The organism is Clostridium budayi (assembly GCF_055396605.1).
The window spans coordinates 875223-889351 of record NZ_AP042456.1; the positions used below are offsets into that span (position 1 = coordinate 875223).

The following is a 14129-nucleotide window of genomic DNA, read 5'->3' on the forward strand; positions in this document are numbered from 1 at the left end:
GTTATAAATGAATCATGATATAGATATTAAGAAAGTAAGACTTAATTGCTATCGTCAATCAAAGGTTCCTGGAGAATTTATGCTTCAAATGCGTATTCCAGGTGGATTAGTAAATGCTAAATACTTAAGTACAGTTCAAGAAATAGCGGAAACTTGGGGGAATGGTTCATTCCATGTTGGTATGAGACAAACATTTAATATACCAGGAATTAAGTATGAAGATATAGATAGTGTTAATGCATTTATAAAAAAATATATAAAGACTGTAGAAGTTGATGGATGTCATTGTGATATGGAAGTAGATGATAATGGATATCCTACAATTGGAGCTAGAAATGTAATGGCTTGTATTGGTAATTCACATTGTATAAAAGGTAATGTAAATACAAAGAAGCTAGCTGATAAGATTGAAAAATTAGTATTCCCATCTCACTATCATATAAAAGTTTCAGTTTCAGGATGTCCTAATGATTGTGGTAAGGGACATTTCCAAGACTTTGGTGTTATAGGACAAGCTAGAATGGAATATCATCCAGAAAGATGTATTGGATGTGGGGCTTGTGTTAGAGCATGTAAGCATCATGCAACTAGAGTTCTTAGCTTAAATAATAAAGGATTAGTTGATAAAGATATTTGTTGTTGTGTAGGATGTGGAGAATGTGTTCTTGCTTGCCCAGCAAGTGCGTGGACTAGAAAGCCAGAAAAATATTATAGAATAGTTATTGGAGGAAGAACAGGAAAACAAACTCCAAGAATGGGTAAGACATTTATCAATTTTGCAACAGAAGAAGTTGTTCTTGGTATATTTGGGAATTGGCAAAAATTCTCTGCATGGGCATTAGATTATAAGCCAGAATACTTACATGGTGGACACTTAATTGATAGAGCAGGATATCATAAGTTTAAAGAAATAATTTTAGATGGTGTGGAATTAAATAAAGAAGCATTAGTAGCTGATAATATATTCTGGGCAGAAACTGAATATAGATCAAACTTTAATGTTAAATCAATTGAAGACCATAAAAGTATACCACTTGATAGACCAGTTAGATAAAAATATAAGGGATATTTCATTAATGAAATATCCCTTATATTTTTATTATTTGACTGTAATAATTGAAGATGTAATTCTTAATATAAAAGATTTTGATAGTGGTGGTTTTACAACTCCTCTCACTGAAATAAAGGAACCTTCCTGAGTCTTAGATAAGTCTTCACCTTTTTGGAAAATTACTTCAATATCATTATTTTCTGATTTTAAAACGGCACTATTAGAATCTACTGATATAGATTTAACTTCACCAATAACTTGAATAATATTGTTATTATAGTAATCAGGATCATGAGAATCTAAATTATCTTCAATTTCTGCTGGTGTAAGATATGTAATATCAGCTGGATTAACATTTTTAACTAAATCATCTTCATTTCTAAATTTATCTTTAAAAAAATATATTCCTAAAATAGAAGATATAAAAACAATCAAAAGTACTATAATTAAATTTTTAAATTTCATATAGATACCTCCTAAAGAAATTTTATAATATCCCTATGGTTAGTATTTACATAATTGGGTGAAATATATTCAAAATATTGTTAAATGTATTGCTCTTTTAGTTATAAATATAAAATATGGTATAATGAATTAAAGAATATAAATATTAAAACTAAAGATAAAACCACAGATATATATAAACTTTAGTTATAATATGAAGTTTAAGGAGAGAGAAAAATGAGATATTTTATGGTTGAAGGGCTAATAAAAAATCCAGATTTAATTAATGATGATATTATGAAAGAGCATATGGCTTATTCTCAAAAAGCAATGAATAAAGGATTAATATTAATGTCTTCTCTTAAAGAAGATATGAGCGGTGGACTATTTGTTATGGTAGCAGAATCAATTAAAGACGTAGATGAATATTTATCTAATGAGACATTAAAAGTTCATGGAATACAAGATTATAAAATTACAGAATTTAAACCACATTACTTTAATCAATCATTAGCAAGTGAGTTAGTAAATAATTAATAATGAAATATTTAATTGTTATTTATAAATTTTAGTTTAATGAATAATATAAAATTATATAAATTAAAGGTTAAAGTGGACAGTTAATAACTGTCCACTTTTATTATATTCATTTATAAACATTAGATTAAAATAGAAATAAAAAATAATTATTGACTATAACGTAACGTAATAGCTTAACATAAAGATAGAAATAGGGGAAAGGAGGAAATATATTTTGGAGTATACAGTTAAAGATATTAAGGAAATAGCAAAGGTAAGTGCTAGAACTCTTTATTATTATGATGAAATAGGACTTTTAAAGCCAAGCTTTACTACAGAAGCAGGTTATAGGATATATAACGATAAGGATTTAGAAAGACTTCAACAAATATTATTTTTTAGAGAACTTAACTTTTCTTTAAAAGATATAAAAGAAATATTAGAAAGTGAAGATTTTGATAGAAAGCATGCTCTAGAAAATCAAAGAGAGCTACTTTTAAAAGAGAAAAAGAGAATAGAGTGCATAATAGATACACTAAATAATACATTAATGGATATAGAAGGAGAGAAAATAATGAGTAAAAAAGAAATGTTTAATGGATTTGATATGACTGAAATAGAAAATCATAAAAGAAAGTATGAGAAGGAAGTAAAAGAAAAGTACGGAAATAGTGATGCGTATAAAGAAAGTGTTTTAAAAACATCAAAATATACAAAAGATGATTGGAAAAGTGTTTATGGTGGGATGGAAGAGATATTTAAAGCTATTTCAGAAAACATGGATAAAGGACCAGAAAGTTTAGAAGTTCAAGAATTAGTAGGCAAATGGAGAAACTTTATAAGTGATAATTTTTATAATTGTACTGTAGAAATATTTAGAGGTCTTGGAGAAATGTATGTACAAGATGAGAGATTTACTAAAAATATAGACAAAACAAAAGAAGGACTTAGTGAATTTTTAAATAAAGCTATAGAAATATATTGTAATAATTTAAAATAAGTTAATAAAATTACAACTTTACTTATATAAATATATAAAGAGTTAAAAAATAAATTTTTATTTAGTAAAGGAGTAATGGTAGTGAAAAGACTTATTTTTAATATAATTATATTAATTATTATGATAACTGTCCCATCATTACCATATAAAAAGCAATATGATCCTTGCTTATTTGATGAGGATAAAATAAATTTAGAAGTTGAATATGATGAAAGTGTTGATACTTTAGTAATTACTAAAGGTTCAGGTTATATAAAAAGATATGCTAGTATGAATGATTTAAATAATATAAACGTTTCTGAAATAAAGATAGTCGGAAAAACTCCTTATAAGGAAATATCAAACTATAGAATAAGAAAGTCTGAGAAACGAAGATTTTTTATAAAAGGAGAATTTGTTAAAGGAAATAAAACTCAAGAAATATTAACACTTAATGTAACTGACTGGGCTCCTTTAGATTCAGATGTTAAACTTTTTGAGACTACAGTATGGCATAAATACAATTTAAGTTTATGGACTACGTACTTTGGTTTTATAATAATACTTCATAGTATATATATTTTATGTAAGCCAATATTTAAAGGAAGCGATTCATAGGTCGCTTCCTTTATTTAATAAATTAATATAATAAGCTTTACTCATAATGGAAAGTTAATTATATTATAAGTATAAGAAAAGAGAGAGGGTAGGGCTTATGAATAATACTCAAAGGGCATATTATGCATTAAAAAAGTTTTATGGGTACGATAGTTTTAGAGAAGGCCAGTTAGAGATAATAAATAAAATTTTAAATAAGATAGATTCCTTTATATTAATGCCAACTGGAGGTGGAAAGTCTATATGTTATCAAATTCCATCAATAATTTTTGATGGAATAACATTAGTTATATCACCACTTATTTCCCTTATGAAAGATCAAGTAGATAGTTTAAAAGAAAGTGGTATTAATGGTATATACATAAATAGTTCTTTAAAAAGTGAAGAGATAAAAGAGATTCTAAAAGATGCATCACTTGGACTTTATAAGATAATATATATATCACCAGAAAGACTTGAATCTAATTATTTTAAGAATATAATTAAGGATTTAAATATATGTCATATTGCTATAGATGAAGCTCATTGTGTATCAGAATGGGGGCATGATTTTAGAAAAAGTTATAGGTATATAAAACCTTTTTATGAGAGTTTAAGAAATAGACCAGTTATATCTGCATTTACAGCAACAGCAACTAAAGAAGTAAGGGAAGATGCAATTAAACTCTTAGGACTTAATAACCCATATAAATATTTAGGAGATATAAATAGAAGTAATTTAAATATAAATGTTTTAAAAGAAATAGATAAAGAAGAAGAGCTAAAAACTATTATAAGAAGTCATGAAGATGAATCAGGAATAGTCTATTGTACGTCAAGAAAAGAAGTAGACATAATATATAATAGATTAGCTGATATAGGGTACAGTGTTCTTAAATATCATGCGGGGATGAGAGAAGAAGATAAGGAAAAGTCACAAGAGGATTTTTTATTTGAAAGAAAAAATGTAATGATTGCAACAAATGCTTTTGGAATGGGAATAGATAAATCTAATGTTAGATTTATAGTTCATGCATCAATTCCTAAAAATTTAGAAACTTATTATCAAGAGATAGGTAGAGGAGGAAGAGATGGTGAAAAGTGTGATTGCTATTTATTTTATTCAAGAGATGATATAAGAAGAGTTGAATTTTTAATAAATAAAAGTAGTGCAATAAACAGAAGAGAAATAGCTCTTAGAAAACTTCAAGAAATGATTGAATATGCAGAAACTAAGGATTGCTATAGAAATTATTTATTAAATTATTTTGGAAATAAATACGTAACAGATTTTTGTAATAACTGTTCTAACTGCTTAAATAGTGATGATATAAAAGATTTTACTCGTGAAGCTCAAATAATATTATCAACTATATTTAGAACTAGAGAAAGGTTTGGAATATCCGTATTAATTGATATTTTAAGAGGAATAAAAGGACCAAAGGTTATTAGTTATGAATTAGATAAAATTACGACATATGGTCTTATGAAAGAATATAGTTCAAATTTTATAAAAAGTATAATAAAAAATCTTTTAGAACTAAAATATGTAGATTTAAAGCCAGGAACATATTCTATGCTAATTTTAAATAATAGATCAATAAAGGTCTTAAAATCTGAAGAAAAAGTTTTTATGAAGATTAAGAAAATGGAAGATGAAGTTATAAATAAAGATATATATAATGCTTTAAAATCTTGGAGAAAGATTAAATCAATAAAAGAAAATATAAGACCATATATAATTTTTTCAGATAGAACATTAATAGATATTTCTAATATAAAACCTTACGAGACAGAAAGTCTTATGAATATAAGGGGAATGGGAGAGAAGAAACTTCAAAAATATGGAGAAGAAATATTAGAATTAATAAGAGATATGGATAAAAATTAAAAAGAATCAAAGTAGAAAACTACTTTGATTCTTTTTGACTTTCTTCGAAATAACAAACTACTGGAGTTCCAGCTTCGATATTTTCAAATATTGTTTTTGCAAGTTCAGGTGGACAGTTTACACATCCATGAGAACCACTAGTTTTATAGATATCTCCACCAAATTTATTTCTCCATTTTGCATCATGAAGACCTATACCACCATTAAATGGCATCCAGAAATCAACTGGCGTACTATAATCTTCACCCTTTAAAGTTGCACTCTTTTCCTTATAATTAAGGAAGTAAACTCCAGGTGGGGTATCAGTTTTCTTGCTTATATTTCCTGTAACTACATCACCTTCAGTAACAAGAGAACCATCTTTATAGAACCATAAATGTTGCTTTGATAAATCAATTTCAACATAAGTATCACCTATGTCAGAAGGTCCCATAACTTTAGCTTTTTGAGCATATATAGGTGTTCTCGTAGTGGTTGTCCCTTCTTTTATTAAACTGATTAAACTATTTGTTTCTTCTGAAACATTAATTTTCCATCCGTAAGAACCACCAGATACTTTTACCACCTTACCTGTTGAAGAGTTAAACTCTCTTGTCTTACCAACAGTATTATATTTGTTAGCTAATGAAAGTACGAAGTTATAAACTTTAGAATCACTTACTGTAACATTCATATCCTTACTTACATTAAGCCAATCGTGAATTAATGATCCGTCTACAACTACTGTGTTATCACCAATTTTATAAGTTATATTAGCTGAAACATATTTGTCCAATAAATTTTTAGCATCTAAAACTTCTTGGGATTTAGATGTAAATGTTGGATTTTCATAGCAGTCTATAGCATCTAAATCTAAGCTAGGCTCTCTGTTTACTATTGCGTTAACAACATTGTCATATAAAAGTGAAGTTTTTACTTTATTTCCATAAACCTCAGGAACAATTTCGTAACCGTCATTAGTATATTTAAAGCTTGCATTTTTAGGTTTAACTATATTAGCTTTATCGAAATAAGGTAAATTGTTAAAAGATTTTTTAATTTATCTTTGTTGTAGGAAATAACACCTGGTACTTCATAACTTTCTTTTTTGAATATTGAAATAATCCATCCAAAAGGATTTTGGCAATCCTTTAACTCTTCAATCTTTCCATTTGGACTATATTTAAGGTCAATATCAGATGCCGTTATTTTAGCGTCTATATCATTACGACCTATAAGTTCTAATGAATAAGAGTCAGCGCCATGAGATAATTCCTCTTCAACTTCGCTAACAGTTTTGCAAGATGCATTAACACCATTTATTTTTGTTTTGAAGTAGAAATGGTTAATGAAGTACATTGATACACATAAATAAATTACTACAAGAGTAACTATAAATCCTGTGATACCAAGAAGAATCTTATTGTTAGTAAATTTTTTTATAATGTCTTTTTTCATAATAACAACTCTCTCCACCTATCGATTCAATATAAAGACATATTATTATATTGATTATTAATTATTAATTATAACAGTTACTATATTATCATTTTAATTAGAATTTTTAAACAACAAAATGGTTAAAATAATATAATTTTATGAATATTTAAATTATATATTATTTTTATGGAAATAATGCTAAAATATATAATGTAATTTACAAATAATTCAAGCTAAGATAGGGTATAAAAATAATAATAGCAATTCTATGTGTAGTTCTTTTGGGAAGTATTTATTTTTTTATTATGGGGGATAAAAAAATAAATAATGAAAATGATGAAGATTTTAAAGGTTTAGATGTAGACTTTATTAATAATAAAATTGCTTGTATAGTTGTACCATTTAAATTCAATGAAAACTTTGAAAAAGAAAAGATTATAAGATTTAATTTGAATTAGAAATTAAAAGTTTCTAATTCCTTTTTTTTGTCATAGATTACTAAACGTAGTGAATATATTTTAAATAAAGGGAGGGATTAGTATATGGATTTTAAGGAATTTATTCAAAGCGATAGAGAAAATAGAGAAAAGGAAAGATTTAATGGAACATTCCTAGACTACCTAGAACTAGTTAAGAAAAACCCTGATATTGCTAAGTTATCTCATAAGAGACTTTATGACATAATCAAAAGTATGGGAGTTGAAACTTTAAAAGGAGAAGAGAATCATAAAATAAAAAGAATATATGGAAATGAAGTTATAAGAAAATATGGATTTTTTAAAGATGATTTTTTTGGTATTGATAAGGTATTAATGAAATTAGTTAATTATTTTCACTCTGCAGCAATGAGAGGTGAGGAAGCAAGACAAGTACTTTATTTAGTGGGACCAGTTGGTGCAGGTAAATCTTCTTTAGTTGAATCACTAAAAAAAGCATTAGAATCTTGTGAATCAATTTATACTATAGATGGATGTCCTATGCATGAAGAACCATTGCATCTAATTCCAAAACACTTAAGACCAAAATTTGAAGAACTTTTAGGAGTTAAAATAGAAGGAGATCTTTGCCCGGTATGTAGATATAGACTTATGAATGAGTATAAGGGTAAATATGAAGATATGCCTGTAACTAAAAAGAGTTTTTCAATTAGATCAAGAAAAGGTATTGGGGTAGTACCACCTGTTGATCCAAATAACCAAGATACTTCAATTCTTACTGGATCAATTGATATTTCAAAGATGGATATGTACCCAGAAGATGACCCAAGAATATTCTCATTAAATGGTGCATTTAATGTTGGTAATAGAGGTATGGTTGAGTTTATTGAAGTATTTAAAAATGATGTTGAATATCTTCATACAATAATTACAGCAACTCAAGAAAAATCAATTCCATCACCAGGAAAAGGTTCAATGATTTATTTTGATGGAGTAATTGTTGCACACTCAAATGAAGCTGAATGGAATAAATTTAAAGCAGACCACACTAACGAAGCGATATTAGATAGAATAGTAAAAATAGAAGTTCCGTATTGTTTAGAACTTGATGAAGAAAAGAAAATTTATGAAAAAATACTTAAAAAGAGTAGTTTCGATGCACATATTGCACCTCACACAATTGATATTGCTGCAATGTTTGCAATACTTTCAAGACTCACACCATCAAATAAAGTTGATCCTATAACAAAACTAAAAATTTATAATGGTGAAGAAATAGTTGAAAAAGGATCTACTAAGAGAATTGATATATCAGAACTTCGCGAAGAAGCAGGTTCTTATGAAGGAATGAAAGGAATATCAACAAGATTTATAATTAAAGCTATTGATAATGCACTTTCAAATTCAGAATATAACTGTATAAATCCGCTTAGCATAATGGAAAGTATAATTAAATCAGTTAAAGAACTAGATATAGGAGCTGACGATAAGAAGAGATATTTAGGATTTATACAAGATACAATAAGAAAAGAATATAATAAGATTTTAGAAAAAGAAATAACAAAAGCATTTATACATTCATTTAAAGAACAAGCTGAAAGCTTATTTAATAATTATATTGATAATGCAGAAGCTTTTGTAAATAAGAGCAAAATTAAAGATACTTCAACTGGAGAAGAATTAAATCCTGATGAAGAATTCATGAGAAGTATAGAAGAACAAATAGGAGTTTCAGAATCATCATGTAAAGGCTTTAGAGCTGATGTTACATCTTATATGTTCTATTTAGTTAGAAACGGTGGAATGATAGATTATACATCATATGAGCCTTTAAAAGAAGCAATTGAAAAGAAACTTATGGCATCAGTTAAGGATCTTTCAAGAATAATTACTAAATCAAGAGTAAGAGATAAAGAACAAACTGAAAAATATAATGCTATGGTAGAAGAAATGCAAAAGAATGGTTATTGTCTACATTGTTGTGATGTAATCTTAAAGTATGCAGCTAATAATCTTTGGAAGGATTAATAAAAATTATGGCAATCTTTAGAGATAATACAATAAATCCAATAGATCATGATAGATCAATTGAAGATAGAAGAAGACATAGACAATTAGTAGAGAAATCCATAAAAGAAAATTTAGGTGATATTTTATCAGAAGAGAGCATTATTGGAGAAAGTAAAAATAAAAAATTTAAAATTCCTATAAAAGGTATAAAAGAATATCAGTTTGTTTATGGTAGAAATTCAAAAGGAGTTGCAACTGGTACTGGAAATGAAAAACGTGGAGATAAACTTGGTACGGGAAAACTTGGCCAAGGTAAAAACGGTAAGGGCGCAGGGAATATAGAAGGTGACGAAATTTATGATACTGAAATAACATTAGAAGAACTTTTAGATTATATAGTTGAAGATTTAGATCTTCCGAATTTAGATAGAAAAAAATATTCGGAAATTATAACAGAAAGTTCAGGAAGAAGAGACGGATATCAAAGATACGGTATAAGACCAAGACTTGCTAAAAAGAAGACTGTAATGTCTAAAATAGCTAGAAAACAAGGAAAGAAAAGAGCTTTAATGGAAAAAAATGAAGAGCTTTTGGAAGATACAAGATTTCCGTTTAGAGAAGAAGATTTGAGATATTATAGGATAAAACAAAAGCCAAAAAGAGAAAGCAATGCTGTAATGATTTTTATAATGGATGTATCAGGTTCAATGGATAGTACAAAAAAATATTTAGCTAGATCTTTCTTTTTCGTACTATCAAAATTTTTAAGAAGAAAATATAACAATATAGCTTTTGAATTTGTATCTCATACAACTACAGCAAAAAGAGTGAATGAACATGAATTTTTCCATAAAGCAGAGTCTGGAGGAACTTATATATCAAGTGGACTTGATATGGCACTGGATATAATAAACAAAGATTATCCAAAGGAAATGTGGAATATTTATCCTGTTTACGCAAGTGATGGGGATAACTGGACAGAGGATAACGATAAAGCAATGGAAGCTGTTAAAAAATTATGTTCTATAAGCAATATGTTTGGTTATGCAGAATTACTTCCATCTACGTACTCAACTACAATGTATTATAGATTTAAAAAGGAAATAAAAGAAGAAAATTTTATACCTGTAGTAGTAAAAGAAAAGAAAGATTTATGGGAAGCTTTAAAGATTATGCTTAGCAAGGAAATGGGGGAGGAGAATTAAGTGGAATATAATTTATCTGATTTAAAAGCATGGAATGAGAGGATAGAAGATGAGGCAAATAAGTTAGGACTAAATTATTATCCTCAAGAGTTTGAAGTTATTGGCTTTAATGAAATGATTGGATATGAAGCGTATGTTGGAATGCCATCTAAATATCCTCATTGGAGCTATGGAAAAGCATATGAAAAAAATAAAACATTATATTCTCTAAACCTTACAGGTCTTCCTTATGAAATGGTAATAAACTCAAATCCATGCCTTGCGTATCTTATGAAAGATAATACTTTATTATTACAAATATTAACTATGGCTCATGTGTATGGGCATAATGATTTCTTTAAAAATAATAGACTGTTTAAAGAAGGTACAAATGCAGATAGAGCATTAGAGATGTTTAAGTTAGACGCTGAAATAATAAGAGGATATATAAATGATCCTAATATAGGTTATGAAAAAGTTGAAAAAGTACTAGATGCAGCACATGCAATAAGATATAGCATAGGAAGAAGTATTGGAGTTAAAGAGCTTAGCGACGAGGAAATACGACTTAGAAGAATAAAAGACTATAAAGAGAAAATATCAAATAGAAGTTTTCTTGATATGGATAATGAAATAGAAGAACCTGAAGTTGATAAAATCCCATTAGAACCTAGGGATGATGTTGTAGGATTTATAATAGAACATGGAAAACTAGAAGAGTGGGAAAAAAATATTTTAAGGATAGTAAAGAGAGAAACAGAATATTTTATGCCACAAATAGAAACTAAGACTATGAACGAAGGATGGGCATGTTTTTGCCACTATACAATACTTAAAGAGTTAAATCTAGATGAGGGTTTATATCTTGAGTTTTTGAAAAGACATAATGATGTTGTTTCTCCAATAGAGGGTGGACTTAATCCATATTATATTGGCTTTAAAATTTTTATGGACTTAGAAAAAAGATATGGAAGAGAAAAAATATTTGAAGTTAGAGAAGTTGAAAGGGATTCTTCTTTTATTAGAAGGTACCTTACAAGGGAATTATGTGAAGAACTTAATCTTTTCCAATATGGAAAAAGAAGCTTCGATTTTGTCATAGAAGAGGTGGCAGATGAAGAAGGTTTTGAAAGCATAAGGGATAATTTAGCTAAAACATCTGGAATAGGAAATATCCCCCATATAAGAGTTATAAATTTAAATAAAAGAGACTATACTCTAACTTTAGAGCACGTTTATGATGGTAGAGAACTTGAACTATCATATGCTAAAGAAACTTTAAGGTATATAGGGAGACTTTGGGGTTATAGAGTTAGGCTTGATACTAAGGATAGAAGTGGAGAAGCCTTCGCATTAATATGTGAGAACGGAAAGGTGGCCATTTCTGATAGTAACAGAATAAGATAATAAGAATATTTTATAAATAGGTAATAATTTAATCAAAGAGGAATTCAATGAATTTAAAAGGAAGTAATACAGAAAAAAATCTATATAAGGCATTTGCTGGAGAATCAAGAGCTAGAAATAAATATAATTTATATGCTGAAAAAGCTAGAGAAGAAGGATTTAGATGGGTAGGAGAAATTTTTGATGAAACAGCAAGTAATGAATTTGCCCATGCAAGAGAAGTATTTAGAAGATACTTAAAGAAGGTAGGAACAACAGAAGAAAATTTAATAGAAGCCGCAATGGGTGAGAAAGAAGAAGATGAAAGCATATATAAAGAATTTGAAAGAGTGGCAAATGAAGAAGGCTTTAAAGAAATAGCTACATTTTTTAAAGAGCTTCGTGAAGTTGAAGAAAGTCATGAAGTAAGATTTTTATCATTAGCTGAAAGAATAAGAACTGATAGAATGTTTAAATCTGATAAAGTAACTTTCTGGCAATGTATGAATTGCGGGTATATACATGAAGGGCTAGAGGCTCCAATGATCTGTCCTTTATGTAAATTTAAACAAGAATATTTTATGCCATACTGTAAAAAAGGGTAATGATTTAAGGAGGAGTTTTTATGTATTATAGATTTCCAAATAATAGAGAGTACTTCTTAAATGTTACAAATAGTTTTGATGATAGTATAAATGACTTTATTGAACTTGATGATTATAGAGAAGATAATTTAATGAATAAGAAAGCAAATGATAAATCTAGCTATTTAAAAAAATATTTAAAAGATAATAAAGATTTTTTAAATGATAAAGCTAGATGGGAAATTATTGATAATGAATTTGCAAAAGAAAGTACAGAAAAATAAAAAATTTTAATTATAGTCTAAATGCATTTATTATTTAATACATTTAGACTTTTTCTTTAGAAAATAATATATGGAATAAAAATTAATATTTAGAGTATTATAGACTAAGCAAGTTTTAATATTTAGGAGGAAAATATGCAAAATAAAATTATAGAAGATCATTTCTCAGAACTTGTAAAAATGAGTGGTCTTTTAAAGACTTTAGTAGACTCTTATAGATTATTAATAGCAAGTGCTTCTGATATTAATACTATAGCAATTAGACGAACAAAGGATGTAGAAAAAGCAATAGATAGAGCAGATGAAGTTGGTAAGTTAATAGATGAAATTGTTAAAATAATGGATGATTATGAACATTGTTACATAAAATACAGTAAAGTTAAAAATGAAATTGTATCCTTAACTTATGAAAAGAAGAAACTAAAAAATGAGTTAACAGATGTAATTCAAACTGAAATAGATAAGGAACTTAATTTTTTCAATAATGCAGGGTTTAAAAAAAGGGATGAAGACGCAGAAAAAGATGAAAGAAATGAAGATTAAAAATAAAATGTCCTAGAATTTAAAAAATTCTAGGACATTAAATACCTAATATTTATTATAATTTTTTCAATTTAATATTACTTACCATTAAGTAAGATCCTAAGATCATTAAAATTACTGGTACTATAGTTGGTATTATATCTGATATGTTTGAATCTTTAAGGAAATACGCAACTATAAGAGCAAATAACGCCATAAAACAACCGGCAATTGTTATAGGTATTCCTCTAAATACACCATCAAAATCTGAAGTATTATATCTAGCTAATCTAAATGCACCACAAATTGGGAAAGCTAAAAGTATAGCATATCCAATTAATCCAAAAGGACCAAATTCATTTAGTCTAAATAAAGTAAATGTTAAAACTGAAGGTGCAACTCCAAATGAAACTAAATCAGCTAGTGAATCTAATTCCTTTCCAAGGTCGCTTGATACTTGAAGGAATCTTGCAACTCTTCCATCATATCTATCTACAAGTCCAGCTAATAATATTAGAAAAGCAGATAGAAGATAATTATTATTTAATGTTGATAATAAAGATAATACCCCGCATGATAAATTAATAAAAGTAAATACATTAGGAATACAACTTTTTTTCATATAACCACTCCTAAAAATCATAAATAACTTACAATTAGTAATTATAGCATACAAATGACTATAATATAAGGGAAAAATAATACTTTAAGAAATTTTTAAACGAGTTTTAAGAATTAAAGTAGAAGTGAGTAAGTATAATTATATAATTGTTAAATTGATATAGCATTTTATAGACAATAAGAAAAAGCAAAGGTATAATA

The 14129-nt window shown here is 27.3% G+C and carries 16 protein-coding genes and 1 pseudogene; 12 read left to right on the forward strand and 5 right to left on the reverse strand.

The annotated features are described in order from the left end of the window. Positions 1-7: 7 nt before the first annotated feature. Positions 8-1054: a sulfite reductase subunit C gene (gene asrC / locus ACZ5TJ_RS04040; RefSeq protein WP_055208062.1), complete on the forward strand. Its 1047-nt coding sequence runs from the start codon at positions 8-10 to the stop codon at positions 1052-1054. A gap of 45 nt (positions 1055-1099) precedes the next feature. Here asrC and ACZ5TJ_RS04045 read toward each other — a convergent pair whose 3' ends face one another. Continuing rightward, a complete protein-coding gene (locus ACZ5TJ_RS04045) occupies positions 1100-1516 on the reverse strand; it encodes a hypothetical protein (RefSeq protein ID WP_464201497.1) in 417 nt (138 codons plus the stop codon). A gap of 216 nt (positions 1517-1732) precedes the next feature. Between ACZ5TJ_RS04045 and ACZ5TJ_RS04050 the strand changes: the two genes are divergently transcribed. The 4 genes from ACZ5TJ_RS04050 to recQ all read left to right on the forward strand — a co-directional run bounded on the left by ACZ5TJ_RS04050 (position 1733) and on the right by recQ (position 5481). Next, the gene (locus tag ACZ5TJ_RS04050) at positions 1733-2032 is read left to right on the forward strand and encodes a YciI family protein (protein ID WP_464201498.1); all 300 of its coding nucleotides are present in this window, start codon (positions 1733-1735) and stop codon (positions 2030-2032) included. Between the two features lie 217 nt (positions 2033-2249). After that, entirely contained in the window at positions 2250-3014 is a 765-nt protein-coding gene (locus tag ACZ5TJ_RS04055) for a MerR family transcriptional regulator (RefSeq protein ID WP_464201500.1), read from the forward strand. An 81-nt stretch (positions 3015-3095) separates the two neighbouring features. Next, complete coding sequence (locus ACZ5TJ_RS04060; RefSeq protein WP_464201501.1) at positions 3096-3611, forward strand: hypothetical protein; 516 nt, start codon at positions 3096-3098, stop codon at positions 3609-3611. Between the two features lie 97 nt (positions 3612-3708). Further along, a complete protein-coding gene (gene recQ, locus ACZ5TJ_RS04065; RefSeq protein ID WP_464201502.1) occupies positions 3709-5481 on the forward strand; it encodes a DNA helicase RecQ in 1773 nt (590 codons plus the stop codon). 19 nt (positions 5482-5500) lie between these two features. Here the strand turns inward: recQ and ACZ5TJ_RS04070 are convergent, their stop codons facing one another. From ACZ5TJ_RS04070 to ACZ5TJ_RS04080, 3 genes and pseudogenes are all read right to left on the reverse strand, one after another. Then, complete coding sequence (locus ACZ5TJ_RS04070; RefSeq protein ID WP_464201503.1) at positions 5501-6256, reverse strand: L,D-transpeptidase family protein; 756 nt, start codon at positions 6254-6256, stop codon at positions 5501-5503. Positions 6257-6403: 147 nt separating this feature from the next. Then, positions 6404-6520, reverse strand: a pseudogene (locus tag ACZ5TJ_RS04075) (peptidoglycan binding domain-containing protein); the annotation flags it as partial. Continuing rightward, positions 6472-6918 (reverse strand): hypothetical protein, encoded by a 447-nt coding sequence (locus tag ACZ5TJ_RS04080; RefSeq protein ID WP_464201504.1) that lies wholly within the window; start codon positions 6916-6918, stop codon positions 6472-6474. The gene ACZ5TJ_RS04080 and the pseudogene ACZ5TJ_RS04075, both read right to left, overlap by 49 nt. 263 nt (positions 6919-7181) lie before the next feature. Between ACZ5TJ_RS04080 and ACZ5TJ_RS04085 the strand changes: the two genes are divergently transcribed. The 7 genes from ACZ5TJ_RS04085 to ACZ5TJ_RS04115 all read left to right on the forward strand — a co-directional run bounded on the left by ACZ5TJ_RS04085 (position 7182) and on the right by ACZ5TJ_RS04115 (position 13328). Continuing rightward, positions 7182-7358 carry a hypothetical protein gene (locus ACZ5TJ_RS04085; RefSeq protein WP_464201505.1) on the forward strand — a complete coding sequence of 59 codons (177 nt, stop codon included), beginning with the start codon at positions 7182-7184 and terminating at the stop codon, positions 7356-7358. A gap of 84 nt (positions 7359-7442) precedes the next feature. Continuing rightward, positions 7443-9365 carry a PrkA family serine protein kinase gene (locus ACZ5TJ_RS04090; RefSeq protein ID WP_464201507.1) on the forward strand — a complete coding sequence of 641 codons (1923 nt, stop codon included), beginning with the start codon at positions 7443-7445 and terminating at the stop codon, positions 9363-9365. 8 nt (positions 9366-9373) lie between these two features. Then, entirely contained in the window at positions 9374-10552 is a 1179-nt protein-coding gene (gene yhbH / locus ACZ5TJ_RS04095) for a sporulation protein YhbH (protein ID WP_464201508.1), read from the forward strand. Then, on the forward strand, positions 10553-11938 hold the full coding sequence (locus ACZ5TJ_RS04100; RefSeq protein WP_464201509.1) for a SpoVR family protein: 1386 nt from the start codon (positions 10553-10555) through the stop codon (positions 11936-11938). Between the two features lie 47 nt (positions 11939-11985). Beyond that, positions 11986-12522: a rubrerythrin family protein gene (locus tag ACZ5TJ_RS04105; RefSeq protein WP_464201510.1), complete on the forward strand. Its 537-nt coding sequence runs from the start codon at positions 11986-11988 to the stop codon at positions 12520-12522. A gap of 20 nt (positions 12523-12542) precedes the next feature. Next, complete coding sequence (locus tag ACZ5TJ_RS04110; RefSeq protein ID WP_464201512.1) at positions 12543-12785, forward strand: hypothetical protein; 243 nt, start codon at positions 12543-12545, stop codon at positions 12783-12785. A gap of 135 nt (positions 12786-12920) precedes the next feature. Next, positions 12921-13328 (forward strand): hypothetical protein, encoded by a 408-nt coding sequence (locus ACZ5TJ_RS04115; protein ID WP_464201513.1) that lies wholly within the window; start codon positions 12921-12923, stop codon positions 13326-13328. 55 nt (positions 13329-13383) lie between these two features. Here ACZ5TJ_RS04115 and pssA read toward each other — a convergent pair whose 3' ends face one another. Further along, on the reverse strand, positions 13384-13929 hold the full coding sequence (pssA, locus tag ACZ5TJ_RS04120; RefSeq protein ID WP_464201515.1) for a CDP-diacylglycerol--serine O-phosphatidyltransferase: 546 nt from the start codon (positions 13927-13929) through the stop codon (positions 13384-13386). Positions 13930-14129: the final 200 nt, after the last annotated feature.